Genomic DNA, 20,477 nt, shown 5'->3' on the forward strand with positions numbered 1-20,477 from the left:
TATATCTAAGACCACAGTTGTCTCAGAGCGTATCGGACGCATCAAAGGGCCCAAGTACCCCAAGTATTTGCTTCCAAATACGAGATATTCCCTTGAATATCATCAAGACCAATGGCAAGATCATCAAAAAGAGACGCTTTGACAAAGTAATCAATCTCACTATTACAGNAAAAAACCCCACTAAAGCCAAAGATGATAATCTCCAAGGAGCCTACGTCATAGACACCAGCCATAGCGAGCTAGATGCAGGTGAGATCTGGAATATCTATACGACTCTCACTAAAGTAGAAGATGCCTTTAGATCCCTCAAGAGTGATCTTGGACTTCGACCGGTCTATCATCAACTAGCTAGCCGAACTGCTGCTCACCTCTTCATCTCAGTACTTGCCTATCACCTCCTTAGTGCCATTGAGCTGACCTTGAGGCAAAATAACGATAAGAGAAGATGGTCAACCATTAAAGAGCAACTCAACAGTCACCGCCGAGCCACCATAGTTCTTACATCAGATAAAGGCGTTGTCTATCACATCCGCACTAGTGGTGTTTCTGAGCCGGTTCACAAAGAGATCTACCGTCTCTTAGGAGTTAGTGATCCCCTTAAACGGATAAAGACCATTGCGACGCATTTGTAGTGTCCCAACGTAAGACCACATACTCAACTAGCTGGGAGAATAGGTTGATTTTCGGAAAGATGGGTTAGTGTTGCTGGCCCGAAGAATCAAGGCAACCTTGGGCGACCATAATTCTAAAAGAGACAAACCTATCTGTTTTTGGTCGGTTTGAGATAGATCCATTAGAAACCTTTAGGGGCTCCAGAAAAAGAAAACCCCTAAAGCCCGATCAATGATGCAAACTCAGACTATTGCGACAATAAGGACCAAGCCATACTTATTGCGGTTCTATCTAGTCAAAGGCCTTGCCTAATGACATTCTAATCGATACAAATTCCAATAATTTATTCCGAGGTTGACTTATTATATCAAAACTGAAATTAAGAATATAAATAAACTAATCGATATCAATGAGGAATTATTACCGACCGATCTTAGCAATTCACAATTTTGCCTGCTCATAATAATTAGATTTATTAGTCTATTTAGATAAGCAATATCTCTGGTGGGATTGAGCATTCCATAGATATAACTTAACTGCCCAATCGAAAATGTGGCGTTACAAACAGGAGTCGATACGTAGCTTTAAACTCGCACCCCACATGCGTCAAGAGATCTACAAGGCATTAGGGCCATTTCGAGACCTGGGTCACACCAGATAGGTGCAAAGGGCCCTTGTCTAAAGATAAGCAATTTATTAGATTACTAATTAAAGCCTCTGATAGAGAGCAAGAGATAAATGATCTCATACCTATCGAGGTTAATATCAGGGTAGGTGTTTTAGATGAAGAAAATTCAACTAGTAAATGTTTCAACTTTACGACCTTTTAGGTGGCTATATCAAAGCAAGGGAGCCAGCTATATTTGGCTAGTCGCGAGACTTTGGCTCGGTTATAAGTGGCTGGATGCCGGTTGGCAAAAGATGTTCGGTGCAGAATATTCTAGCTTCTGGAATGGAGGTAAAGGCGTAGCCGGATTCGCGACATCAGCTCAAGCCCATTCCACTGGTGCACACGCATCTGTCGTTTATGGGTGGTGGGTCTCCTTCATGACCAACTTCGTGGGACCTAACCATGCGATCATCGCCAAGTTGGTAACCTTGGGAGAGCTCGCAATCGGCCTTGGCCTTATTATTGGCCTCTTTACCGGAGTTGCAGCCTTCTTTGGAGTCGGCCTGAACATCATGTATCTCCTGTCCGGAACCATCGGTGTAAATCCTATTTACCTGCTCATCGGAGTCTTCCTGATCTTCGCATGGCAAAATGCTGGAAATCTTGGAGCTGACCGATACGTACTTCCTTACCTACTTGAACGACGAACCAATCAATATGACGTAGATGTCGCAAAAATTATTTCGACCCCTCAAACAAAAGAAGCAGCAACTCAAAAGTAACTTCCTAAAAAGGCAGTTTGAAAAGAATTAGCCCAGTCACAAAAAACCCCTTTGACCCCATTCAAAGGGGTTTTTTGTGTTCATTATCAAATAGGAGGGTCACAAAGCGAAAAAACGGAATTCTCACATCATCTGGGCCAAGAGATCACACGGCGAGCTTACCAAAACCTACTAGATCCTTCATGACTGGTTATACACCACCTCCAAGCATGTGAAATCTCTAAACCCGCAAATCACAGCTATAGTTAGTTTCAGAACCGTTGAGGCTCAATTAACTATTTATCCATTGATTTCGACCACTTCCCGAGAAGTGCTCGCTTTTCATCATTGATCTTCAAGGACAAAAGCAATGTCCGATTGCTATACTTCTAATAATATGGTCACGCCGTGATCTATGAACATTGGATTCCTTCCGCCTAGATACCAAACAATTACCTCAAGGATTCAAGGTCAACCTTGGCATCGGTAGCTTCCAAGTCGCCAAATCTTGGCCACGACCGAGACGGTATCGCTCCCCATCGCGAATCAACCAGGCACTGCGGACACCTTCAACCCTCCAAGATCCATCCTCCCAGATCAGAGCAGTCTCTTCGTCGACTCCAACTATGTCGATTCCATTAGATGTTTCCAATCCAAAATTCACCAATCCTTGAGGTAAGCGTCCGACTAAACGATCAAAATGGGGGATCACGGCTAGATCAGGAATAACTCCAAACCCGTGACGCTCCTTATGAGTAGGTCGGAGCTTAGGGATCCAACCAGCTAAGGCCATTGCTCCCGCGCTACATCCCGCCAAGGCACTTCCGCCTAGCCATGATTCAATTGCTAGGTGCAAAAATCTCGTTCCCGACAAAGTTTCAACGAGGAGGCTAGGATTGCCGCCTGAGAAATAGATCAACCCGGCTTCAGCTAGTACCCCGTCGAATTCACCGTTATCCGCCTGCATACGATTGCCAATTGGCACAGCGACATCCTGGACCCCAAGCCTCCTTGCTTGTGCCCTGCCGAGTTCGATCCAATATGCAAGGCGTTCGGGCCCTTCTGCGGAAGCTGCAGTAGGAATCTGAATAAAATTCGGTTTACGTCCATCGAGTAGTGATGCCTCAATCAATGCCATCGATTCCAGATATTCACCAGAACCGATTAGGGCTATTGGACCAGGACTCATCGAAGAGTTGTCATCTTGCAAAGTTCCACTACCCTTCATTTGCGACTATAAAAACAAAGCTAGACCCATAAGAGGTCTACTATAAAGTTAGCCCATTTCAAAGAAAAGATTTCCCTAAAGCGATATAGGTCCATGCGCTATCAGTCCTGAGAGAAAATCGACCAACGTCCTCATGTGATCACTGCTTTTGGCTGCTGAATTGGCTAGTCCGCTACAGTCGGTTCGCCTGTGCTGCCAGCAACATCCTTACGCCTTTGCTCAAAGTTTCATTATAAGACCAACGTCGCCGCTACAGCTCACTCCTCCCCGCTGCGTAGCATCCGGTACTCGTACCATTAGCTTTTGGCCTCGGTTTATTTCGTTTCGGGGATTCCCTTAGGGAGAAAATGCACGACTGATTCGCAAGTTCGATAGGAAAACCGCTACCCCTGCCATTGCTGCGCCACTACTGGGCCCCTACCCCGCCGCTACTGCGCTCATGCCAACTTTAACAAGAGACACCGTCTAGCCAGTAACGAGGCAACCAGCCAGGCAAACCCATAGCATTGATTCTTCCTGGGTTGTGATATTCTGCATAAGGGGTTCTATTCGTCATAGCATCGTTGACTTTTGCTCATGTTCGTAGCACTTATCAAATGGAGGTATCTCCGCCTTTCAGCTCAACGCTCATCACCCTGGCTCGCTACCAACGCAGCTTGTGCCGATTTGATATCCTTTCTAGTAAATTAATATCGAAAGAACCACGGAGCTAGAGGCTTCTTTCCTCATCTCTGAATTTGCATTACTTGGCCAGGAAGCTCAAAAGGTCAAACTATGGTTAGCATTCAGCGCACATGGCACCCAAGAGAGCATTGAGTTCAAAAATAGTTTCAAGTCATAGTCATTGATTCCTAACAGCACTCGTGCTTCTTAGGTGCTGCCTGATAGGTCGCCGTTTTCAAGTTCATCTCCTTGGGCTCATATTCAAAGATTCAGCTCGGGAAGTCAATTGTGTTGCGGCGCAATGGAGATCGATCGGATAGACATAAGGGTTATGCCGATTTCAGGAGAGCGGGACTTAAAAGATGGACTTACTATCCACTAGCAGACCTCATAATGCTGCGATGATCGTCTTCATACATTTTTCATGGCGCTGGTTTGCAGCGCTTGATGGCCTTTAACCCCTTACGATTGCATCATGGTCAAGAAACTCTTCGTTGAACGTCTTGTACCCTTCGGCGACCTTCCTCGGCACCTTGTTCTGGATATGCTTTTTTGGCTTCAAAATGATTTTCTCCATCTGTATCATAGATACAAACCTCAAATTAGGAGGGGATTAATCAATTGAAAGCCTTCCAACCAGCCCAAACCTAAAGAACTGTTCTTTTAGCAAAGAGAAGCTTCCCAAAAAACACAAGTAGTAGATCTTGGTGATATGTCGATGGGTATTCATCAATCCCAAGCAACTTGTCGGGCGTTGGTAATTTCGCAACTCGACGATATCGAGATATCAGATATTCATTCGCCGGACTAGCATTAGGTGGCAATGGTTCATCGAAACAAATGGCGGACAGGAAACAGCGCCTCTAATTCCACCACTGTACAGGATGAACCAGCTCAACGGGAATTAAGATTTACCACGACCAGATCGGAAAAAAGTCCTCTCAACCTCTGGAGATTGTTGATCGGTCGACCACTGCGCACATCCGAGTCGGCAAAAGAACGGATCAATCCGATTGAGGGCCTCTCGGCTCTATCGCTAGATGCGCTCACTTCGGTAGCCTATGGTCCAGAAGCTCTCCTAAGTGTCCTGGTGGTTGGTGGGGCAACTGCATTGAACGCCATGCTACCAATTACGATTGTAATCGTAATTCTGCTCGCTATCCTGGTCACATCCTACCGGCAGGTGATCGAAGCATACCCTACCGGCGGAGGAGCATACGCGGTCTCAAAAGCCAACTTGGGCAAAAACATCAGTCTCGTCGCAGCAGCTGCGTTAATAGTTGACTATACGCTGACAGTGGCAGTCTCAATTGCGGCTGGCGTGGGGGCGCTCACCTCAGCCTTTCCGCAACTTGCACCCCAAACAGTTCCCCCATGTCTCGCTTTTCTCGCAATTCTTACCTTAATGAACCTGAGGGGACTTGGCGAAACAGCTAGGGTCTTCTTACTTCCGACTGCACTTTTCATTATCGGCATCTATGCCGTCATCGTACTGGGGCTAATCCATCCCCTGGCGCTTTCGGCCAAAGACTTGACATTTCACATCACATCGAAGACCACACAGACTCTGGGCATTTTATTAATTCTCAAAGCCTTTTCAGCCGGCTGCAGCGCGCTTACTGGCGTCGAAGCGATAGCAAATGGAGTACCGCTTTACAAGGAGCCCCGAGTGCCAAGGGCTAAAAAAACCGAAATGCTTCTTGGCCTGATCTTGGGTAGCATGCTAATTGGTCTTGCCGTACTCGCGAATCGCTTTCACGTTGCACCAAACGCCACCCAGACAGCATTAAGCCAAATCATGGCTATTACGATGGGTCGCAATTTCGCTTTTTTAGCACTCTCAATAATTATCACCTTGGTGCTGGGTCTCGCCGCAAACACTTCATTCGGAGGACTGCCGATACTAGCAAGTCTTCTGGCTCAGGACAACTTCTTACCACACAGATTTGCTCTCAAAGGAGAACGCCAAGTTTTCTCCACAGGAATCTGGACCCTCTCGTTTTTCTCAGCATTGCTGCTTATCGGAGTCAATGGCAACACAAATAATCTGATTCCCATGTTTGCAATTGGTGTTTTCACAGGATTCACCCTTTCGCAGATAGGTCTCGTGGTTCACTGGAAACGAACAAAGCCGAGTCGATGGAAACGCAAAGCTGCAATCAATGGATTCGGGGCGACCGTGACCGGAGTCTCCACCTTGATATTCCTCCTCACAAAGTTCCTCAACGGTGCATGGCTCGTAGTGATAGCAGTTCCACTTATCATTCTTCTTTTTTTACGCATCAAAAACTACTATCTAAGAGTAAGCACATCGCTGCAATTAGGCACGATTCCTTCGAAGCCGAAATCACAAGAAACAACCGTAATAATACCTATTTCTCAAATCTCAAAACTAACCCAGTACGCAATTGGTGAAGCGTTATCTCTTGGGCAAAAGGCGATCGCCCTTTATGTATACAACACCGACCCGACTCTTGATGAATCTCAAAAATTGACTCCTACGAAAAAGGACGATCTCGCCAAAGAATGGATGAAATGGAATCCTGGAATCCAGCTAGAGATAATTGAGAGCGACTACTCATCCATTGTCAAACCGATTGTCGACTATATCGATCAGCTTCGCAACTCTATAGACAATCAGATAGTAGTGCTCATCCCCGTGATCATTCCTGATAAAGGTCGTTACCGAATTCTACATAATCAAACTGACCTGCTGCTGTCCGCCTCATTGAGCAAGCGGAGCGACCTAATAGTCGCCAGAGCAAAATATCGCCTTGACCGGACGGAGCGTTAGATGATCCAGGACGATAGCAAGTTCCGATGTTTTACATGGATTTCTAACTTATCTTTGAGCTCTGGGTCTGCTCTTTCCGTTAGGAATTATACACATTCAATTGTGTTTAAGGATCCAGGGCACGTGGAGCATGGAACCATTATCGAGCAAAACCCCTCGATCTCGCTTTGATCTTGAAATCTCAGATAATTCAATACAATTTCAAATAATTATCGATGGATATTATTGTGATATGGAGTAGATATTCACAAAGATACACTCTGATCTAGATGGTGAAAGTATAGATGGATACCTCTTTTAGAGCCCACGTAGCACGTCAAGTTTTACTTATAAAAAAACAACAAAACCGAAAGAGACCACTTGATCTGACCAAACTCCCTAAGAGGCCAAAAGGTGAGAGCGCTCTTCGAAAAGCCGTAATTTCTAGGATTCTAGAGATTGAAACTGAAACCAGATACTATGGCGGCGTTGAATGTGAATGGGTAGTCCCCAAAAAAAGACACAGTGAGATGGTCTTATACTATCTCCATGGAGGCGCCTACATTGGTGGTTCCCCGGCGACGCACCGTTACTTCATCTCCCAAATCACCAAAAGAGCGCAGTGCTCCGCCGTCGTAATCGATTATCGACTCGCCCCTGAAAATACCTTTCCAGCTGCAGTGATAGATGCGGTAAAATCTTACAGGGGTCTTTTAGAATCAGGCGTCGAAGCCCGCAATATTGTCCTAGGTGGCGATAGTGCCGGTGGGGGCCTAGCTCTTGCATTGGTTCAGGAATTAAAGAAGCTCGGACTAGCGCTCCCCCGTCGCATCTTTCTTTTGAGCCCTTGGACCGACTTGACCGGTTCAGGTTCTTCGGTAATGACTAATTCCAAGATTGACCCATGGCTAAATAGTGACGGCATCTCACTTACCGCAAAACTCTATCTAGGAGAAAATGACCCAAGTCACCCCTTGGCTTCTCCGCTCTTTGGCAACCTAGATGATTGCTCAGAGACGATTATCTTCGTTGGAAGTGATGAGATTCTATTTGACGATTCGCTTCGTCTCTATGACAACCTCGCACGCATAGGCATAAGGTGCAAGTTGATCATTGGAGAACACCTTTGGCATGTATGGCCCCTATTTCCCATACCAGAAGCCAAAGCTACATGGAACGCTATTGCATCTTTTTTAAATTTCGGTCTCTCAACCTAGGTGAAGGCGACTTGGAATAGCTAAACCGACGCAATTTAATCTAGCATTTCTAGAGCGGAGGCAAGATGGTGGTCTAAGGTCGTAAACAAATAAGCACGTTACCGTTGCTAGCATTCATCTTGGGGCCATGTCGACCTATAGATGGAAGGCAATTTCGGGAATTACCCTACGGCGGCAATAATTCATCTATCATTAAACGTTAGATCTTGTATCTAAGGTAGATCTAGGGGTAACATGATGGTACAGACAATCGATGACACTGAAAAGGTTGACGACGCTTCAACGGAGAAATTCTTTTCTAAGAAAGATCTTGTTCCTATGCTTGCCGGAACAATCGATATGATCATCTTCGGAATTGGTGTAATTGTCACGATATTTTGGCTAGGATCAATTCACCATCAACCGCTCCCGACCTCATCTAAATGGGTTCCTTCTTCACATGCAGCAGCGGCCCTGGCGCTACAGACAGCGCAACAATCCACACCTACTACGGCTAACGTCCCCACTCAAGTTACAACCTACGTCTGTTCCATCCTGGTACCACAAACGCTAAACAGTGGACAGGTTCATTACGTAGAATACAGGGGAAGTTGTAACACTATCCATGCCATTGCAGCACAGCACAAATCTGGTGTTAGGTGGCTACCAGTTCAAAAGTTTGTCCACACCCAAAGTGGGAGCTAGCTAGAGTTTCCTCTGCCCATCTCAATATAGAGACCTCTTGCCAAGCGATTATAAACATCGCTAAGCAACATCGAAAGCATCGAGTGGTAACCTTTTCTGAAAGATTAACTCCCCGACGATTTAGCACCATCGAAATGGTAGAGCCAACCTCAATGGAAAAATAGCTTAAAAGTCAAAGGGTTTGATCTTGCCTTTGTCACCGAACCCCAGCACAAAGATAGCTAATCTCTCACGATCTGGCTTCAGTAGGCTAACAGTAGTAAATCAATCGCCAAGAATCGGCTCTTGGCGATCAAAGACCTAAATTGGACAGATAAACAGCTCAGTCACCGCCATGGAACTTGGTCTGAAACAGCCGGACTCGACAGTTATAGATAAGCTTCACATCGCCACAAGTATCCTTCTTATTGCTGGAGATCCTCTAGGCACAAAAGAGATTCCGCTCCAAGATACATATACATTTATATGCACCTCTTTTGCTTTCTTCCTCCAGCCGCCTTTGTGTCTTTCTTTCTATCCATAGAGACAGAACCAAGGCGAGTCGGTGATTGTCCATCTTCCACGTCCAAACTGCATCGTCGTGGTTTGCTTGGAGTCCTCACCGAAGCGGTAGCCTTGGCACCCATTGGGACGCTTTCGGCTTTCCATTTAGCGTAGGAACCTCTCATCGAGGCTCTTTCTCACTTACCGATAGGGAGTGAACCGGTTGATCTGGCGATCTTGGAACTTTGACTTGATGTTCATGGAGGCTACGTGATCTGCATCACCCTGGCTGTTACAATCCCAGGAGGGATTGTAACAGCCAAACACATAACCGTATCGGTTGTCTAAAGAGACATACCGACAGATTGGATCAGGAGATGTTTGGCGCATGTAGGCCGCGTTGACTATTTTGATGCCCCTCGCGTGGTCAGCGATTGCAAATCACTAAATCTACCTCTCTCGTTCCAAAACTCAAGTTTTCTTCCTCCAGCGATGAAATAGGAGATGTAAAAATCGATAAAGCCACCGACCAAATCGATCCAAAAGTGATTTGCAGTGACAATTACTACGAATATAGTAATAATTGGATGGAGAAGTAAAAGAACCTTCAGCCACCTCTTTCTTACCACGCAAACGATTGCGAAGGTGCACCACAACGCCCAGGCCATATGCAAGCTCGGCATTGCGGCGTAAAGGTTACCTGCGTCTTTCATCAAAGTCGCGTCTAGCGTACCAGCACCGCCAATTACAGCTTGCGTATCGACAAAATGATAGCTACGAGGAAGAAGGCGCGGTGGCATGACAGGCAAGACGATAAAGACAATGAGGGCAAATCCATTTAGAAGAGCCATGGTGTTTCGCCATAGGATGTAACGGTGTGGATAACGCCAAAATAGCAAAACGAGTACCAAAACCGGGAGCAAGAAGTGGACGGTAGTATAATAGATATCTGCTAACTTGATAAGCCAAATGGCGTGGTCTAAAAAGTACTTTTGGAAAGAGCTTTCAAAGAAGAAGCCAAAAAACTTTTCAATGTTTACTTCACGAATCGCATTGGTTCGAGCCACCGATGTAGCCCCAGAGGCCAGCGATGATGTCAATTCGTAGCCAAAGTAAATAACCAAGATCAAAATGAGCTGATTCCAAAAGCGGATTGTCTTACCATTCACTACTTTTCTTGGAGCCAACTTTGAAAATCGCGATTCAGCCATGTATCTCCCGTTAACTGGACTTAGGACAGAAAAAAGGCTAGCCACCCTATAGCGATTCAAAGCTCACGTGATAAATCTTTTACGTTCTACCAGCAAAAGTAGCAATAAATGAGAAGATTCCGCGCTCACCTCCACCATTATCACCCGATGGTTCGGTCCAATTGGACCCCTTAGGATGTGTCGCCACCCAAATAGGGCAATTAGTTGAAGTTGCACAACACGCTTGGCATAGCCGCCTTCGGTAAAGTCATGTTGATAAAGATAATTTCACCCGAGCCCCTCTGGATACCTACTAAAAATAATTTGCTAATAAGGCACAGTCAAAGCAGCACACCCATCCTGAACTAAAATATTTGAAAATTCCAGAAACGTTCTATCCTGTCCGGGTGAATCCAAGGCTGCGATTGTTCTACCGAAAATTCGGCCACTAAAGGTAGCTCGATTTCGATCTCCAATCAGACCAATTCGAGCAAAGCGAAATCGTATATGTGAAGTTCGCAAGACTTCTGTCCGATAAAAGATCACATAGAATTAACGACTCCATCTAGGAGCTCTAAGTTGAGATAAGAATTGTACAGAACAACGGTCGCCTGTGATCCTGGAGAAATAGCCCAAATGACCCTAAAGAACACAAAGAGTTTGGACGGACGTCTCGTGACGCGATGGGCGTTATGAACGACTCTAATTATTTTCCCGATTCAAAAGGTGAGGACTTGCTAGCCGGCAGAATAAATTCCCTTCTACACCTCTACGAGGCACTCTCGCAGGTAACAATCGAGGTGATCAACTCCTCTACCATTGGTGAGCTATTTCAGTCGGTCTGCGATTCAATGGTGCTAAGTGGAGAATTCAACCTTATCTGGATCGGAACATTAGGCGAGGATAATGTCTCGGTTCTACCAAGAGCGCGAGCTGGTAGAGACCTAGGATACATAGATTCGATTAAGACTGACATCACACAAGGTACAAAAGGACGAGGACCATCTGCACGGTCGATTCGTAATCAAGTGACCACAGTCGTCAACGATGTAGCATCTGACATGAAGATGCGTGCATGGCGACGGGAAGCGCAACAAAATAACTTGGCATCTTTGGTAACGCTACCGATCATGGTTGACCGGAATAACCGTGGCACGTTAGCTGTATATTCGCCAATAGTCGGCTATTTTGACGAATCCAAGGTGGAGATTCTCGAACGAATTGCAAAAATCATCTCACTCAAATGGAATAGTTTCGTCGAGGAGACTAAGGCAGGAGTCGAAAATGATTTAATCACCTCCAAAGAACGAACCCTAGCCATGGCAATAACACATTCCCCGATGGGAATCTGCCTACTCGATCAAGACGGGAAGGTCGTTGTTGCAAATGATTCCATCTGTCAGATTCTTGGCCGAAACCAGCAGGAATTAATCGGTATTCGAGCAGCCCTGTTCATCGAGGAGAGCGAACGGTCTCTTGCAATGGCCCAATGGTACGAAATCATGAACCAGCCCTCCTCTACCACGACCAACAATCTGAGATTAGTGCATAAGGACGGATCCAAACGTTGGGTACGAGTCCAACTCTCAGTACCGAACCCCGAAGATTCCAAATATCTGCTCCTCCAAATCGAAGACATACACGAAGCCCATTTAGAACAAGAGTTACAGCAAAACTTTGGTCTGAACATGGAAAAGCTATTAGCAAATGCACCAGTAGCACTGTTGGCAACCGACTCAGATGGCGTTGTTACTATGAACGCAGGGGGGTTGGCCTCAGCGCGCCCTGAATTTTCATTCTTTAAAATAGCCAAAGGTAACACATTGGCATTGGAGTCTCAATCTGACGGTGCAAATGAAGTAGTTCGCCTACTGGAAAACAAAGCGTCATTTGACGGATCTGTCCAAATCCACGAGACACAGATCGATCTCCATATCCAGGCACAATCAGGCCGGGATGGATCCATCGAACAGTTGATGGCGATCGCCATTGATACGACAGAGATGTTCCAAGCCAAGACACGTCTAGCCCTAAAGGCTGCCACCTCCCAAGCTCTATTAGAGCTAGGGCAACGTCTTATGATCGCTCAGGATAGTCAATCCGCTATTGATGAGGCAATAGCGGTGCTGAAAAACGCCTGCGGCGCGCGTTTCGTCCTTTTCGCACCAATACTTGAAGACTCTGGCATATTAGTGGGAGCTACTCACCAAGACGCAGAGCCATTTACCATTCGAGTAAATGTCCGTCGAAATACCGCTGTCGCACAGTCATTAGATGCGGTAAAAGTCGCCCTGCTACGGGGGGCTGAAATGCTTGGTGGCTTTGAAATTAGCGCGATATCACAGCAGTTCATCGAGGTAGCCGTCTTGCCGGTCATGGGACGAAATCAGATCCTGGGAGCAATAATAATAGTTCCTCGGAACGACGTTACCGTACGGCAAGATAATTTGGAATTCCTCAACGGCGTTATGACTAGCTTGAACACTACGATTCAGCGCACTGAATTAGAACATGCCCATTTAAATCAAGCACGCCTCGACCGCCTAACCGGCCTTTGGAATCGTGATTCATACAGGGAAGCATTAGCTATTGCCCTAGAAGAAAACTACAACTCTTCTTCTGGGGGCCTCTTGGTCGCAACACTAGATGTCGACCGATTCAGACAGATTAATGAAGCACTAGGCCATGAAGTTGGAGACAAGGTCGTCTTTAAGATCGCAGATGTACTTAGGACATGTGTGGTAGACGGCTGCACGATTGCAAGGATTGGGGGAGATGAGTTCGGAATCTTCGTCTCACTAGCTCGTGAGACTCTACAAAAAGATGCTCAGGCAATCCTCGACGGCATCCTCGATGACATTACCTATCCTATGCAGTTCTCAAGCGTTCGCCTTTTAATTTCAGCTTCCATAGGTGCGACGATTGTTCCCTGTGGCTCCATTCCCGATCAGAAAAAGACTCTAAGTCAAGTTGACATGGCAATGTATGACGCAAAAAGCTCCCAAGTTCGTGTCAAGTTCTACGTACCAAAGCCAAACGATCCCACCACGGAGACTTTGATGCTTCTGTCTGATTTGACTGAAGCGATCGACAACGGCGAGATTGAAGTCTATTTACAACCTAAGATGGCCATCAAAACTAGCAAGATTACCGGCTTTGAGGCTCTAGCTAGATGGAAACACCGTGTACGAGGCTTTGTTGCACCAGATCAATTCATCAGGCTGGCAGAGCAAACCGGTCAGATTAGGACGTTGACCGAGACGGTCCTGGAAAAATCAATATATCAAATCCAAACCCTTTGCGCACTTGGATACTGCCTTCCAATAGCAGTAAACCTCTCTCCATCGCTCTTTACCGATGAAACTATCGCTGAGACAATAGAGACGATGTTGCGCGCAGGAAACGTACCCTTTCCCTTTCTAGAATTGGAGTTCACCGAGACGATGTCGCTTGCCGATCCTGACAATGCCCTGCGTGTCTTTAGGCGTCTATCCGAACAGAACTTTCGCTTTTCAATTGACGACTTTGGAACGGGCTTCTCATCCCTAAATCATCTCCGAAATGTCGCGGCATCGGCTATCAAGATAGATAAAAGCTATATCGAGAATATCACAACCAGCGAAAAGGACTTCTCTATCGTAAAGGGCGTCATCGAACTAGGTCACGCACTCTCTTTTTCAGTCGTAGCTGAAGGCGTGGAAGATAAGGAAACTCTCAAATCGTTAGATAACCTAGGTTGCGATGAGATCCAAGGATTTCTCCTTGGCTATCCAATGCCCCTAAATGATCTCTTGACGTGGCTAGATCAAAATACATACTCAGATTGTGGCATGACCTTTCACAAAGACCTTAAACCATAAGAGTCCATTGCAAACTTGAAGTCTCGGCATGAAAATGATTTAACTACCAGTCGATGACCTACTCCAACGAACCCTATAGGCTTTAACGCATTCAGGATAAAATAAACTGCCAACCTAGACGAACCCGGCACTAGAACCCGGCACTAGCACTAGATAGCTCTCCTGTAAGATATCAACGAGCAAAGCCAAAGACCAAGTGCTGCCCCTTCTGGTACCTCTACAACAACCTAAAATCATCTAACGGCATCCCACTCGCCGCCAATGAGTTCCACCCTTTGCGAAATAGCTATTGAGGCGGAAAGATTCCAGCACGACCCAGTAGTGCAGGCACTGGGCGACCCATCTTCTGTGATAACCACTCCGAGATTTCAATAGCAGCTCCAAGGTCTACCCCAGTAGAGATTCCGGAACGCTCAAGCATAAAGCACAGATCTTCTGTCGGGATATTACCAGTTGCTCGAGGTGCAAAGGGGCAACCACCAATTCCCCCAAGCGATGAATCCAATGCATCCACACCCGCTATAACCGCAGCATAGGCACTAGCCAACCCAGTATTTCTGGTGTTATGGAAGTGACACCTAATCTTTAGGTCACTAGGTAGCAACTCTTTGGCGAGCGCCACTCGCTCTTCAACCATCGGTGGAACTGCTACACCGATGGTATCGGCGATAGCCACCTCGTCAATCTCTAGTTCCGCAATGGCCGACAATACGCTAGAAAATCTATCGATGCTAACTTCGCCCTCATAAGGACATCCAAAAGCCGCCGAGAGAGAAACCGTCAATGAAAGTCCATTCGCCGCTGCTCGAGGGGCTATCCTATAAAGCGCCTCGAGGTTCTCAGCGACAGACATACCTTGATTTTTCTGCGAGAAAGTCTCAGTCACAACCACCACATAATTGATCTCTCGGACCCTCGTCATCAGTGCACGATCGAGACCGCGCTCATTTAGGACGAGCCCAATAGCACCTTGCATGGCACGCTCGGAGAGACTGCGAAGAACCTCGTCTCCATCAGCCATCTGAGGTACTCGCTTAGGATTTACAAAACTGGCAACCTCAATGCGGTTTAGCCCTGCATCAATGGCGGACTCGATCAGAAAGAGTTTTTCGCTGTTATTAAAATTTACAGCCTCATTCTGCAGTCCATCCCGAGGGGACACTTCGACTATCTCAACGCTTCTTGGTAACAAACTACTCACAAAGCCACCTTCTAACAGAATTCCAAAAGATCAAATACAAAACTACCGACTCGAGCCTGAAACGACTCCGGTGTATAGATATCGACCAAGACTTCTTAATCTATCACCACCAGGCGCCATGGCCAATGTGATTTACCATAAAACGCAACCGTAGCCACAATCCAACAATCTGTGCGTAGCAGCCCTAGTGGGGGCGCTAACAAGTGATATCGAAGCCAGCGTCGAGTCAAATCTAAGCCACGGCACTATAAAGAGTAAGTCGCTCTGCATCTAATCGGGAAACAAAATACAAACTCTATTTCACCCATTGAAATACAAACCAAACGTCTAAATGTAAAAATTAGCACGCAACACCGCCATTTAAATCCATGCGATTATGTCAAAGCCTGGTAGCACCCCTGACCCTTAAATATTGCAGCAATTTGCAAAATACAATCTAACATTTCTGTAATATATAGATTTAGTATGTAAATTAATGAAACAAAAAAGCGACGATTAAGAGGGAACTGGCTTTGACCGGGGCAAATTTATAAACAATCACTTGTTTGTTTAAAGGTTCTATCAAATAATGGAATTGGAGTACCTCCACATTTTCTAAAGACGAAGAGGACCCGCGTGACTGCCGTAGTACCATTTATAGGATTTCAGATTGCCTTAGAACTCTTACTCCTGATCATCGGCCTTAGCCTTCTAATTAAATTGGCTTGCCAGAGACGAAGGGCAGCGCGACAATTAGATTCCCCGAAGGCGTCTTGTGAGGATGACATTCCACCTCCAAAGAACGATAATTTATTCTCTGAACCCCCGAAACTACCAAGGCTTCTACTAGATCCAAAAAATAGCGAGATCGACGAGTCCACCTCTCAGTTTACCAATTTGGCAGATATCATTTCATCTCTGCCAAATGATAACAACGAGTCGGCAGCTAAGATTGAACTCTAAATACTAAGGCATGAGTGCATGGCTCTTTCGCCATGTTCCATTTTGGTAGTTTGGCCGATTTGAGCTGGAAAGATTTAATATTATCGACTATTTTGGCAATTGGTCTGCATTCAAATCATCTTTGGGCCATAGTTAACAAAAAAAACGACCAAAGCCTCCAGAATCCAGCTAGATACAGTGTCGTTCATAAGCTAAGGTTGTTTCGGCCAGACGCTAGAGTTGTTTCTGCCAGAAACTAGATGGAATATCAGACCCCGAAGAGGTCTAGATATGAAGTCCATCTATCGTTATGACTACAAAGTCAAATCGAAAGAATGAGAAGCTACGCCATGTCCGACACCTTTAACGCATCCTCAGAGCGGTTGTTACAACTATTACGTAATCCATATGGAACCAAATGGAATCGATACGAAGATGACGTTATCCCAATGTGGATCGCCGATATGGATTTCGGATCCGCTCAGCCTGTAGTGGATGCAATCTCAAAGGCGGCTGGTGGATTTGGCTTGGGCTATTCCAGACAAGAGGTATACGACGACACAATTGGGGCATTTCAGGGTCGTTACCTCGATCAATTCTCATGCGAGGTCGACCCATCGTTAGCACTGCTCACCACTGACGTAGTGCAATCGATTTACTTCGCTATCTCCCTCTTTAGCGAAGCTGGCGACAGCGTAATCATCCAAAGTCCCATCTACCCTCCATTCATGCATGCTACTAAAGAGTTGGATCGCCAAGTCGCCTTCAACCCCCTAGTTGAATCCAATGACACTATGCAGTTCAACTTCGAACAGCTAGACGAAATTGCTTCGGATCCAAAAGCTAAAATTCTCCTGCTTTGTAACCCTCATAATCCAAGCGGTCGAGTTATGACTGAAGTAGAGATCAGGGCCACCTTGGAGATCGCTAGTCGCCATAATTTATTAATTGTGGCAGATGAGATCCACGGAGAAATCACCTACCCTAGGCGTTCACACCTCCCAATTGCTAAATTTGTCGACGACTATGACGTCTCATTGATAACACTGACTTCGGCGTCGAAAGCCTTCAACCTTGCTGGCTTGCGATGCGCAGTTGCAGGCTTTTCATCTATGGCACTCAAGAGCCGCTTTGAGAAGATCTCATTTCATATGCGGGGAGCCATCTCTAATTTAGGAATGGTTGGAACCACAGTGGCTTGGCGCGAATGCGACGCCTGGCAAGACGAAGTTATGGGGCAGTTAGAAAAGAATCGTCAAACGATCAGCGATTTTATAAACCATCACGATCTACCCATTGGCTACTCAATGCCTGAGGGAACATATCTGGCCTGGCTCAACTTCGAAAATTCTAGCTTAGGAGATGATCCAGCCAGTATCATCCTACAAAAAGCAAAGGTGGCCCTAAGCTCAGGCTCTGATTTCGGACCAGAGTCATCGACCTTTGCGCGTTTAAATTTCGCGACCTCAAGTCAAAACCTACTAAGAGCCCTTGAGGCTATTGGTGAGGCAATTACCAAGTAAGTCAAATGATGAGCCCACTACAACCCTAGCCAAAGTGAGACGGAAGGCAGCGTAAAGGTTAGGTGTCATAAGCCAACTCCTTTGGCCAACTTATTTAGGGTGATGAAGATCTCATAGCTGGACATGAAGTCACACCTGAAAGCCATAGATCTAGTGAAGCACATGCGCTAGAGATAATCCAAGGGGTCTCCATATTGCCATAACAACGCTCTCGTCGTATTTTGTCATCTTCAAAAACTGTTCTAAAGACGGCGAACCCTCCGCAATTGTTAAAAATGTCGCATTAGATCGACTTGAGACTTGTAATTAAATAATGATTACATGCTTGTAATTTGTCCGCTATCGTATGGGCGTAGGCGAAGAACCGTCAATATCTAAGCGTTACCAACTGATCTCGGGTATCTTGAACGAACGTCAGCGTCGGCTGTATTTGGCAGCGGAGGCTCAGGTGCTCGGTTATGGTGGGGTCTCTTTAGTATCACGAGCAACGAATATTTCACGTCCGGCTGATCTATACAGGACTCAAGGAGCTTGCGGGGCTGGATCTTTCCAAGGGAAAGCAAGACGACCGTATTAGACGACCAGGTGGCGGTCGCAAAAGAACAGTTCTAGTTGATGATACGCTGCCAGGCGATCTAGAACCACTCCTTGAGTCAACAACTATCGGTGATCCCCAATCGCCGCTTCGATGAACCACCAAGGCCACCAGACCACTAGCAGATGAGTTCAGGGCTCAGGGCCACCAGACAAGCCATTCTATAGTGGCCAACCTATTGCACGAACGCAACTACAGCCTGCAATCAAATCGTAAGAATCTAGAAGGTCCCCAACACGCTGATCGTAATGCACAGTTTGAATTCATAGCGTCTTGTGCAAAAACTCTTTTAGATGAAGGTGAACCTGTCATATCGGTAGACGCCAAGAAGAAAGAACTAACTGGTGTATTTGCTAACAGCGGTAAAACATGGAGACCAAAGGGTGAAGCTGAAGAAGTCCTGGTAAATGATTTTATCGATCCATCCCTTGGCAGGACCAATCCTTACGGTGTCTATGACATCGGTCGCAATAAAGGCTGGGTGAGCGTCGGGATAGACCACGATACCGCAAGCTTTGCAACAGAGTCTATTCTTCGGTGGTGGCGGAAGATGGGATCTCTGGCATATCCAGCTACCACCAAAGTCATGATCACAGCTGACGGCGGAGGTAGCAACGAAAGCAGGATTCGCCTTTGGAAACTGGAACTTTAAAAGCTCTCAAACGAAATTGGTATACCAATTTCGTTTTGTCATCTACCACCTGGAACTTCAAAGTGGAACAAGATTGAACATAAGATGTTCTCATACATCACAATGAACTGGCGAGCAAGACCTCTTGTCTCGCATGAGGTAATCATCAACTCAATTGCTAACGCGAAAACAACGACCGGACTCAAAATCAACGCTGAACTTGACGCCAACAGTTACCCTCTTGGGGTAAAGGTCAGTGACGAAGAGCTGCGTCAGATAAATATCGATCGGGCTGAGTTTCATGGTGAAAGGAATTACACCATCTCTCCGCAGGACCAATCACCTTGACAAGATTATTTCGTTACGGGGCCTTGCGTTTAATTGCAGAGTTCGAAGATTCGCTTACCAGATAAAGCGTGGTGTTCAAGCACGCGGTATCGATTCCCTTTGGAAATCCCTTGTGAAATCGCTACAAGCCTCCATGAAGTAAGGTGTCTTCGCCTGAAATGATATTCGAAATGGTTCACACCCGTCTTTCTACTATTGGCTCCGCCAACTTCATTTGAACCAACGGGAGCGCAATCGGTTTCCGTGAGGGAGGGGTCAAGCGACCTAATTCTTTCTCGGTCTACCTGATTTACCTCTTGGGAGTTTCTGGTTTTCTATGTACTTCTTCACTTCCTCTAATGGGGCTCCACCACAGGACACTATCGACTAGGAGGGCGACCAAAAGTGCTCCCCCCACAAAGCCTCTCGGACTTCCGGCCAGTTCTTTGCCCTTACTCTCATGGCGATAAGTGTCTTCATGGACATCACCAGTCTCGACAGGGCAACTTTAGCTGCGTTGGTGATCAGTAGGTGGGTAGGTGATCAGTAGGTGGGTAGGTGATCAGTAGCTGCGTTGGTGATCAGTAGGTGGGCATGATCGCCGTCTGTCTCAAAAGCATCAAGGGTGGAATCGAAACGAGTACACACCTCAAGAATCGCAGATCTGATCTCGTCACTAACTCTCTCGGTCATGACATTACGTCGATATTTAGGTACCAAGACGATGTGTGCATGTAATTGATATACCACATGCCTTCCATTGCGCCAATCATCGTCATGTAGTGAAATATAGTCCTTAGTAGATAATGCTATATTAGTTATCAAATGGCTAGTAAAAGCGCAGAGTATACAACAGCTATCGTGTCCGTCACTCTGACAGGGGCCTCTTATCGTCTAGCCCATGACTCGTGCCATAGGGCAGCATTGTTATGGAACCAAGCGGTCAATTGGGTCCATGGCGAATGGAAAGCCAAGCGCTCTCCTAATAAGTACGACATTCAAGGGTTTCTCAACTCGATACCTCGCCAAGACCGTCCATTACACGCCCATACCACTTTAGACAATCGCTCACGATCTCTCAGAGGCCATAACCACAGCTAGGGTAAACCGCATGCAGGGTATGAAGATCCGATCTCCTTGGCGTAAGAAGAACTACCGGCCTCTATCGTTCTCGAAGAACTCTGGCTGGCGTATCTCC

13 protein-coding genes and 2 pseudogenes are annotated in these 20,477 nt (G+C 46.2%); 10 read left to right on the forward strand and 5 right to left on the reverse strand.

What is annotated here, in order from left to right:
* The first annotated feature begins 92 nt into the window (after positions 1 to 92).
* Positions 93 to 632 carry an IS1634 family transposase gene (locus AXFE_RS21815; RefSeq protein WP_160291875.1) on the forward strand — a complete coding sequence of 180 codons (540 nt, stop codon included), beginning with the start codon at positions 93 to 95 and terminating at the stop codon, positions 630 to 632.
* A 763-nt stretch (positions 633 to 1,395) separates the two neighbouring features.
* Positions 1,396 to 2,004 (forward strand): DoxX family protein, encoded by a 609-nt coding sequence (locus AXFE_RS14200; protein WP_052606616.1) that lies wholly within the window; start codon positions 1,396 to 1,398, stop codon positions 2,002 to 2,004.
* A gap of 436 nt (positions 2,005 to 2,440) precedes the next feature.
* Here AXFE_RS14200 and AXFE_RS14205 read toward each other — a convergent pair whose 3' ends face one another.
* A complete protein-coding gene (locus AXFE_RS14205; RefSeq protein WP_160291876.1) occupies positions 2,441 to 3,193 on the reverse strand; it encodes a Type 1 glutamine amidotransferase-like domain-containing protein in 753 nt (250 codons plus the stop codon).
* A 1,504-nt stretch (positions 3,194 to 4,697) separates the two neighbouring features.
* Here AXFE_RS14205 and AXFE_RS14210 point away from each other — a divergent pair.
* The 3 genes from AXFE_RS14210 to AXFE_RS14220 all read left to right on the forward strand — a co-directional run bounded on the left by AXFE_RS14210 (position 4,698) and on the right by AXFE_RS14220 (position 8,548).
* The gene (locus AXFE_RS14210) at positions 4,698 to 6,668 is read left to right on the forward strand and encodes an APC family permease (RefSeq protein ID WP_082058780.1); all 1,971 of its coding nucleotides are present in this window, start codon (positions 4,698 to 4,700) and stop codon (positions 6,666 to 6,668) included.
* Between the two features lie 284 nt (positions 6,669 to 6,952).
* Entirely contained in the window at positions 6,953 to 7,864 is a 912-nt protein-coding gene (locus AXFE_RS14215) for an alpha/beta hydrolase (RefSeq protein WP_052606618.1), read from the forward strand.
* A 234-nt stretch (positions 7,865 to 8,098) separates the two neighbouring features.
* The gene (locus AXFE_RS14220) at positions 8,099 to 8,548 is read left to right on the forward strand and encodes a hypothetical protein (protein ID WP_152626111.1); all 450 of its coding nucleotides are present in this window, start codon (positions 8,099 to 8,101) and stop codon (positions 8,546 to 8,548) included.
* Between the two features lie 461 nt (positions 8,549 to 9,009).
* Here the strand turns inward: AXFE_RS14220 and AXFE_RS14225 are convergent, their stop codons facing one another.
* Positions 9,010 to 9,216, reverse strand: coding sequence for a hypothetical protein (locus tag AXFE_RS14225; RefSeq protein ID WP_052606620.1), 207 nt, complete (start codon positions 9,214 to 9,216; stop codon positions 9,010 to 9,012).
* A gap of 219 nt (positions 9,217 to 9,435) precedes the next feature.
* The gene (locus tag AXFE_RS14230) at positions 9,436 to 10,242 is read right to left on the reverse strand and encodes a phosphatase PAP2 family protein (protein ID WP_152626112.1); all 807 of its coding nucleotides are present in this window, start codon (positions 10,240 to 10,242) and stop codon (positions 9,436 to 9,438) included.
* A 671-nt stretch (positions 10,243 to 10,913) separates the two neighbouring features.
* Here AXFE_RS14230 and AXFE_RS14240 point away from each other — a divergent pair.
* Positions 10,914 to 14,081 carry an EAL domain-containing protein gene (locus AXFE_RS14240; protein ID WP_160291877.1) on the forward strand — a complete coding sequence of 1,056 codons (3,168 nt, stop codon included), beginning with the start codon at positions 10,914 to 10,916 and terminating at the stop codon, positions 14,079 to 14,081.
* Positions 14,082 to 14,367: 286 nt separating this feature from the next.
* On the opposite strand, the gene AXFE_RS14245 is transcribed toward AXFE_RS14240, so the two are convergent.
* Complete coding sequence (locus AXFE_RS14245; RefSeq protein ID WP_082058781.1) at positions 14,368 to 15,282, reverse strand: hydroxymethylglutaryl-CoA lyase; 915 nt, start codon at positions 15,280 to 15,282, stop codon at positions 14,368 to 14,370.
* Between the two features lie 615 nt (positions 15,283 to 15,897).
* Between AXFE_RS14245 and AXFE_RS14250 the strand changes: the two genes are divergently transcribed.
* The 3 genes and pseudogenes from AXFE_RS14250 (at position 15,898) to AXFE_RS14260 (ending at position 19,300) form a co-directional block, all read left to right on the forward strand.
* Positions 15,898 to 16,224 carry a hypothetical protein gene (locus AXFE_RS14250; protein WP_052606625.1) on the forward strand — a complete coding sequence of 109 codons (327 nt, stop codon included), beginning with the start codon at positions 15,898 to 15,900 and terminating at the stop codon, positions 16,222 to 16,224.
* A gap of 329 nt (positions 16,225 to 16,553) precedes the next feature.
* Complete coding sequence (locus AXFE_RS14255) at positions 16,554 to 17,726, forward strand: MalY/PatB family protein (protein ID WP_052606626.1); 1,173 nt, start codon at positions 16,554 to 16,556, stop codon at positions 17,724 to 17,726.
* Positions 17,727 to 18,072: 346 nt separating this feature from the next.
* Positions 18,073 to 19,300, forward strand: a pseudogene (locus AXFE_RS14260) (ISAzo13 family transposase).
* A gap of 366 nt (positions 19,301 to 19,666) precedes the next feature.
* On the opposite strand, the pseudogene tnpA reads toward AXFE_RS14260, so the two are convergent.
* Positions 19,667 to 20,104: pseudogene (tnpA, locus tag AXFE_RS21575) on the reverse strand (IS200/IS605 family transposase).
* On the opposite strand from tnpA, the gene AXFE_RS19480 reads away from it, so the two are divergent.
* Positions 20,105 to 20,380 (forward strand): hypothetical protein, encoded by a 276-nt coding sequence (locus tag AXFE_RS19480; RefSeq protein ID WP_152625802.1) that lies wholly within the window; start codon positions 20,105 to 20,107, stop codon positions 20,378 to 20,380.
* The last annotated feature ends 97 nt before the right edge of the window (positions 20,381 to 20,477 follow it).

The organism is Acidithrix ferrooxidans, assembly GCF_000949295.1.
GTDB lineage: Bacteria > Actinomycetota > Acidimicrobiia > Acidimicrobiales > Acidimicrobiaceae > Acidithrix > Acidithrix ferrooxidans.

Coding starts and splice junctions, on each gene's coding strand:
- AXFE_RS14200 (WP_052606616.1), top strand. CDS start 1,396: ATGAAGAAAATTCAACTAGTAAATGTTTCAACTTTACGACCTTTTAGG.
- AXFE_RS14210 (WP_082058780.1), top strand. CDS start 4,698: ATGGTTCATCGAAACAAATGGCGGACAGGAAACAGCGCCTCTAATTCC.
- AXFE_RS14215 (WP_052606618.1), top strand. CDS start 6,953: ATGGATACCTCTTTTAGAGCCCACGTAGCACGTCAAGTTTTACTTATA.
- AXFE_RS14220 (WP_152626111.1), top strand. CDS start 8,099: ATGATGGTACAGACAATCGATGACACTGAAAAGGTTGACGACGCTTCA.
- AXFE_RS14225 (WP_052606620.1), bottom strand. CDS start 9,216: ATGAGAGGTTCCTACGCTAAATGGAAAGCCGAAAGCGTCCCAATGGGT.
- AXFE_RS14230 (WP_152626112.1), bottom strand. CDS start 10,242: ATGGCTGAATCGCGATTTTCAAAGTTGGCTCCAAGAAAAGTAGTGAAT.
- AXFE_RS14240 (WP_160291877.1), top strand. CDS start 10,914: ATGAACGACTCTAATTATTTTCCCGATTCAAAAGGTGAGGACTTGCTA.
- AXFE_RS14255 (WP_052606626.1), top strand. CDS start 16,554: ATGTCCGACACCTTTAACGCATCCTCAGAGCGGTTGTTACAACTATTA.
- AXFE_RS19480 (WP_152625802.1), top strand. CDS start 20,105: ATGGCTAGTAAAAGCGCAGAGTATACAACAGCTATCGTGTCCGTCACT.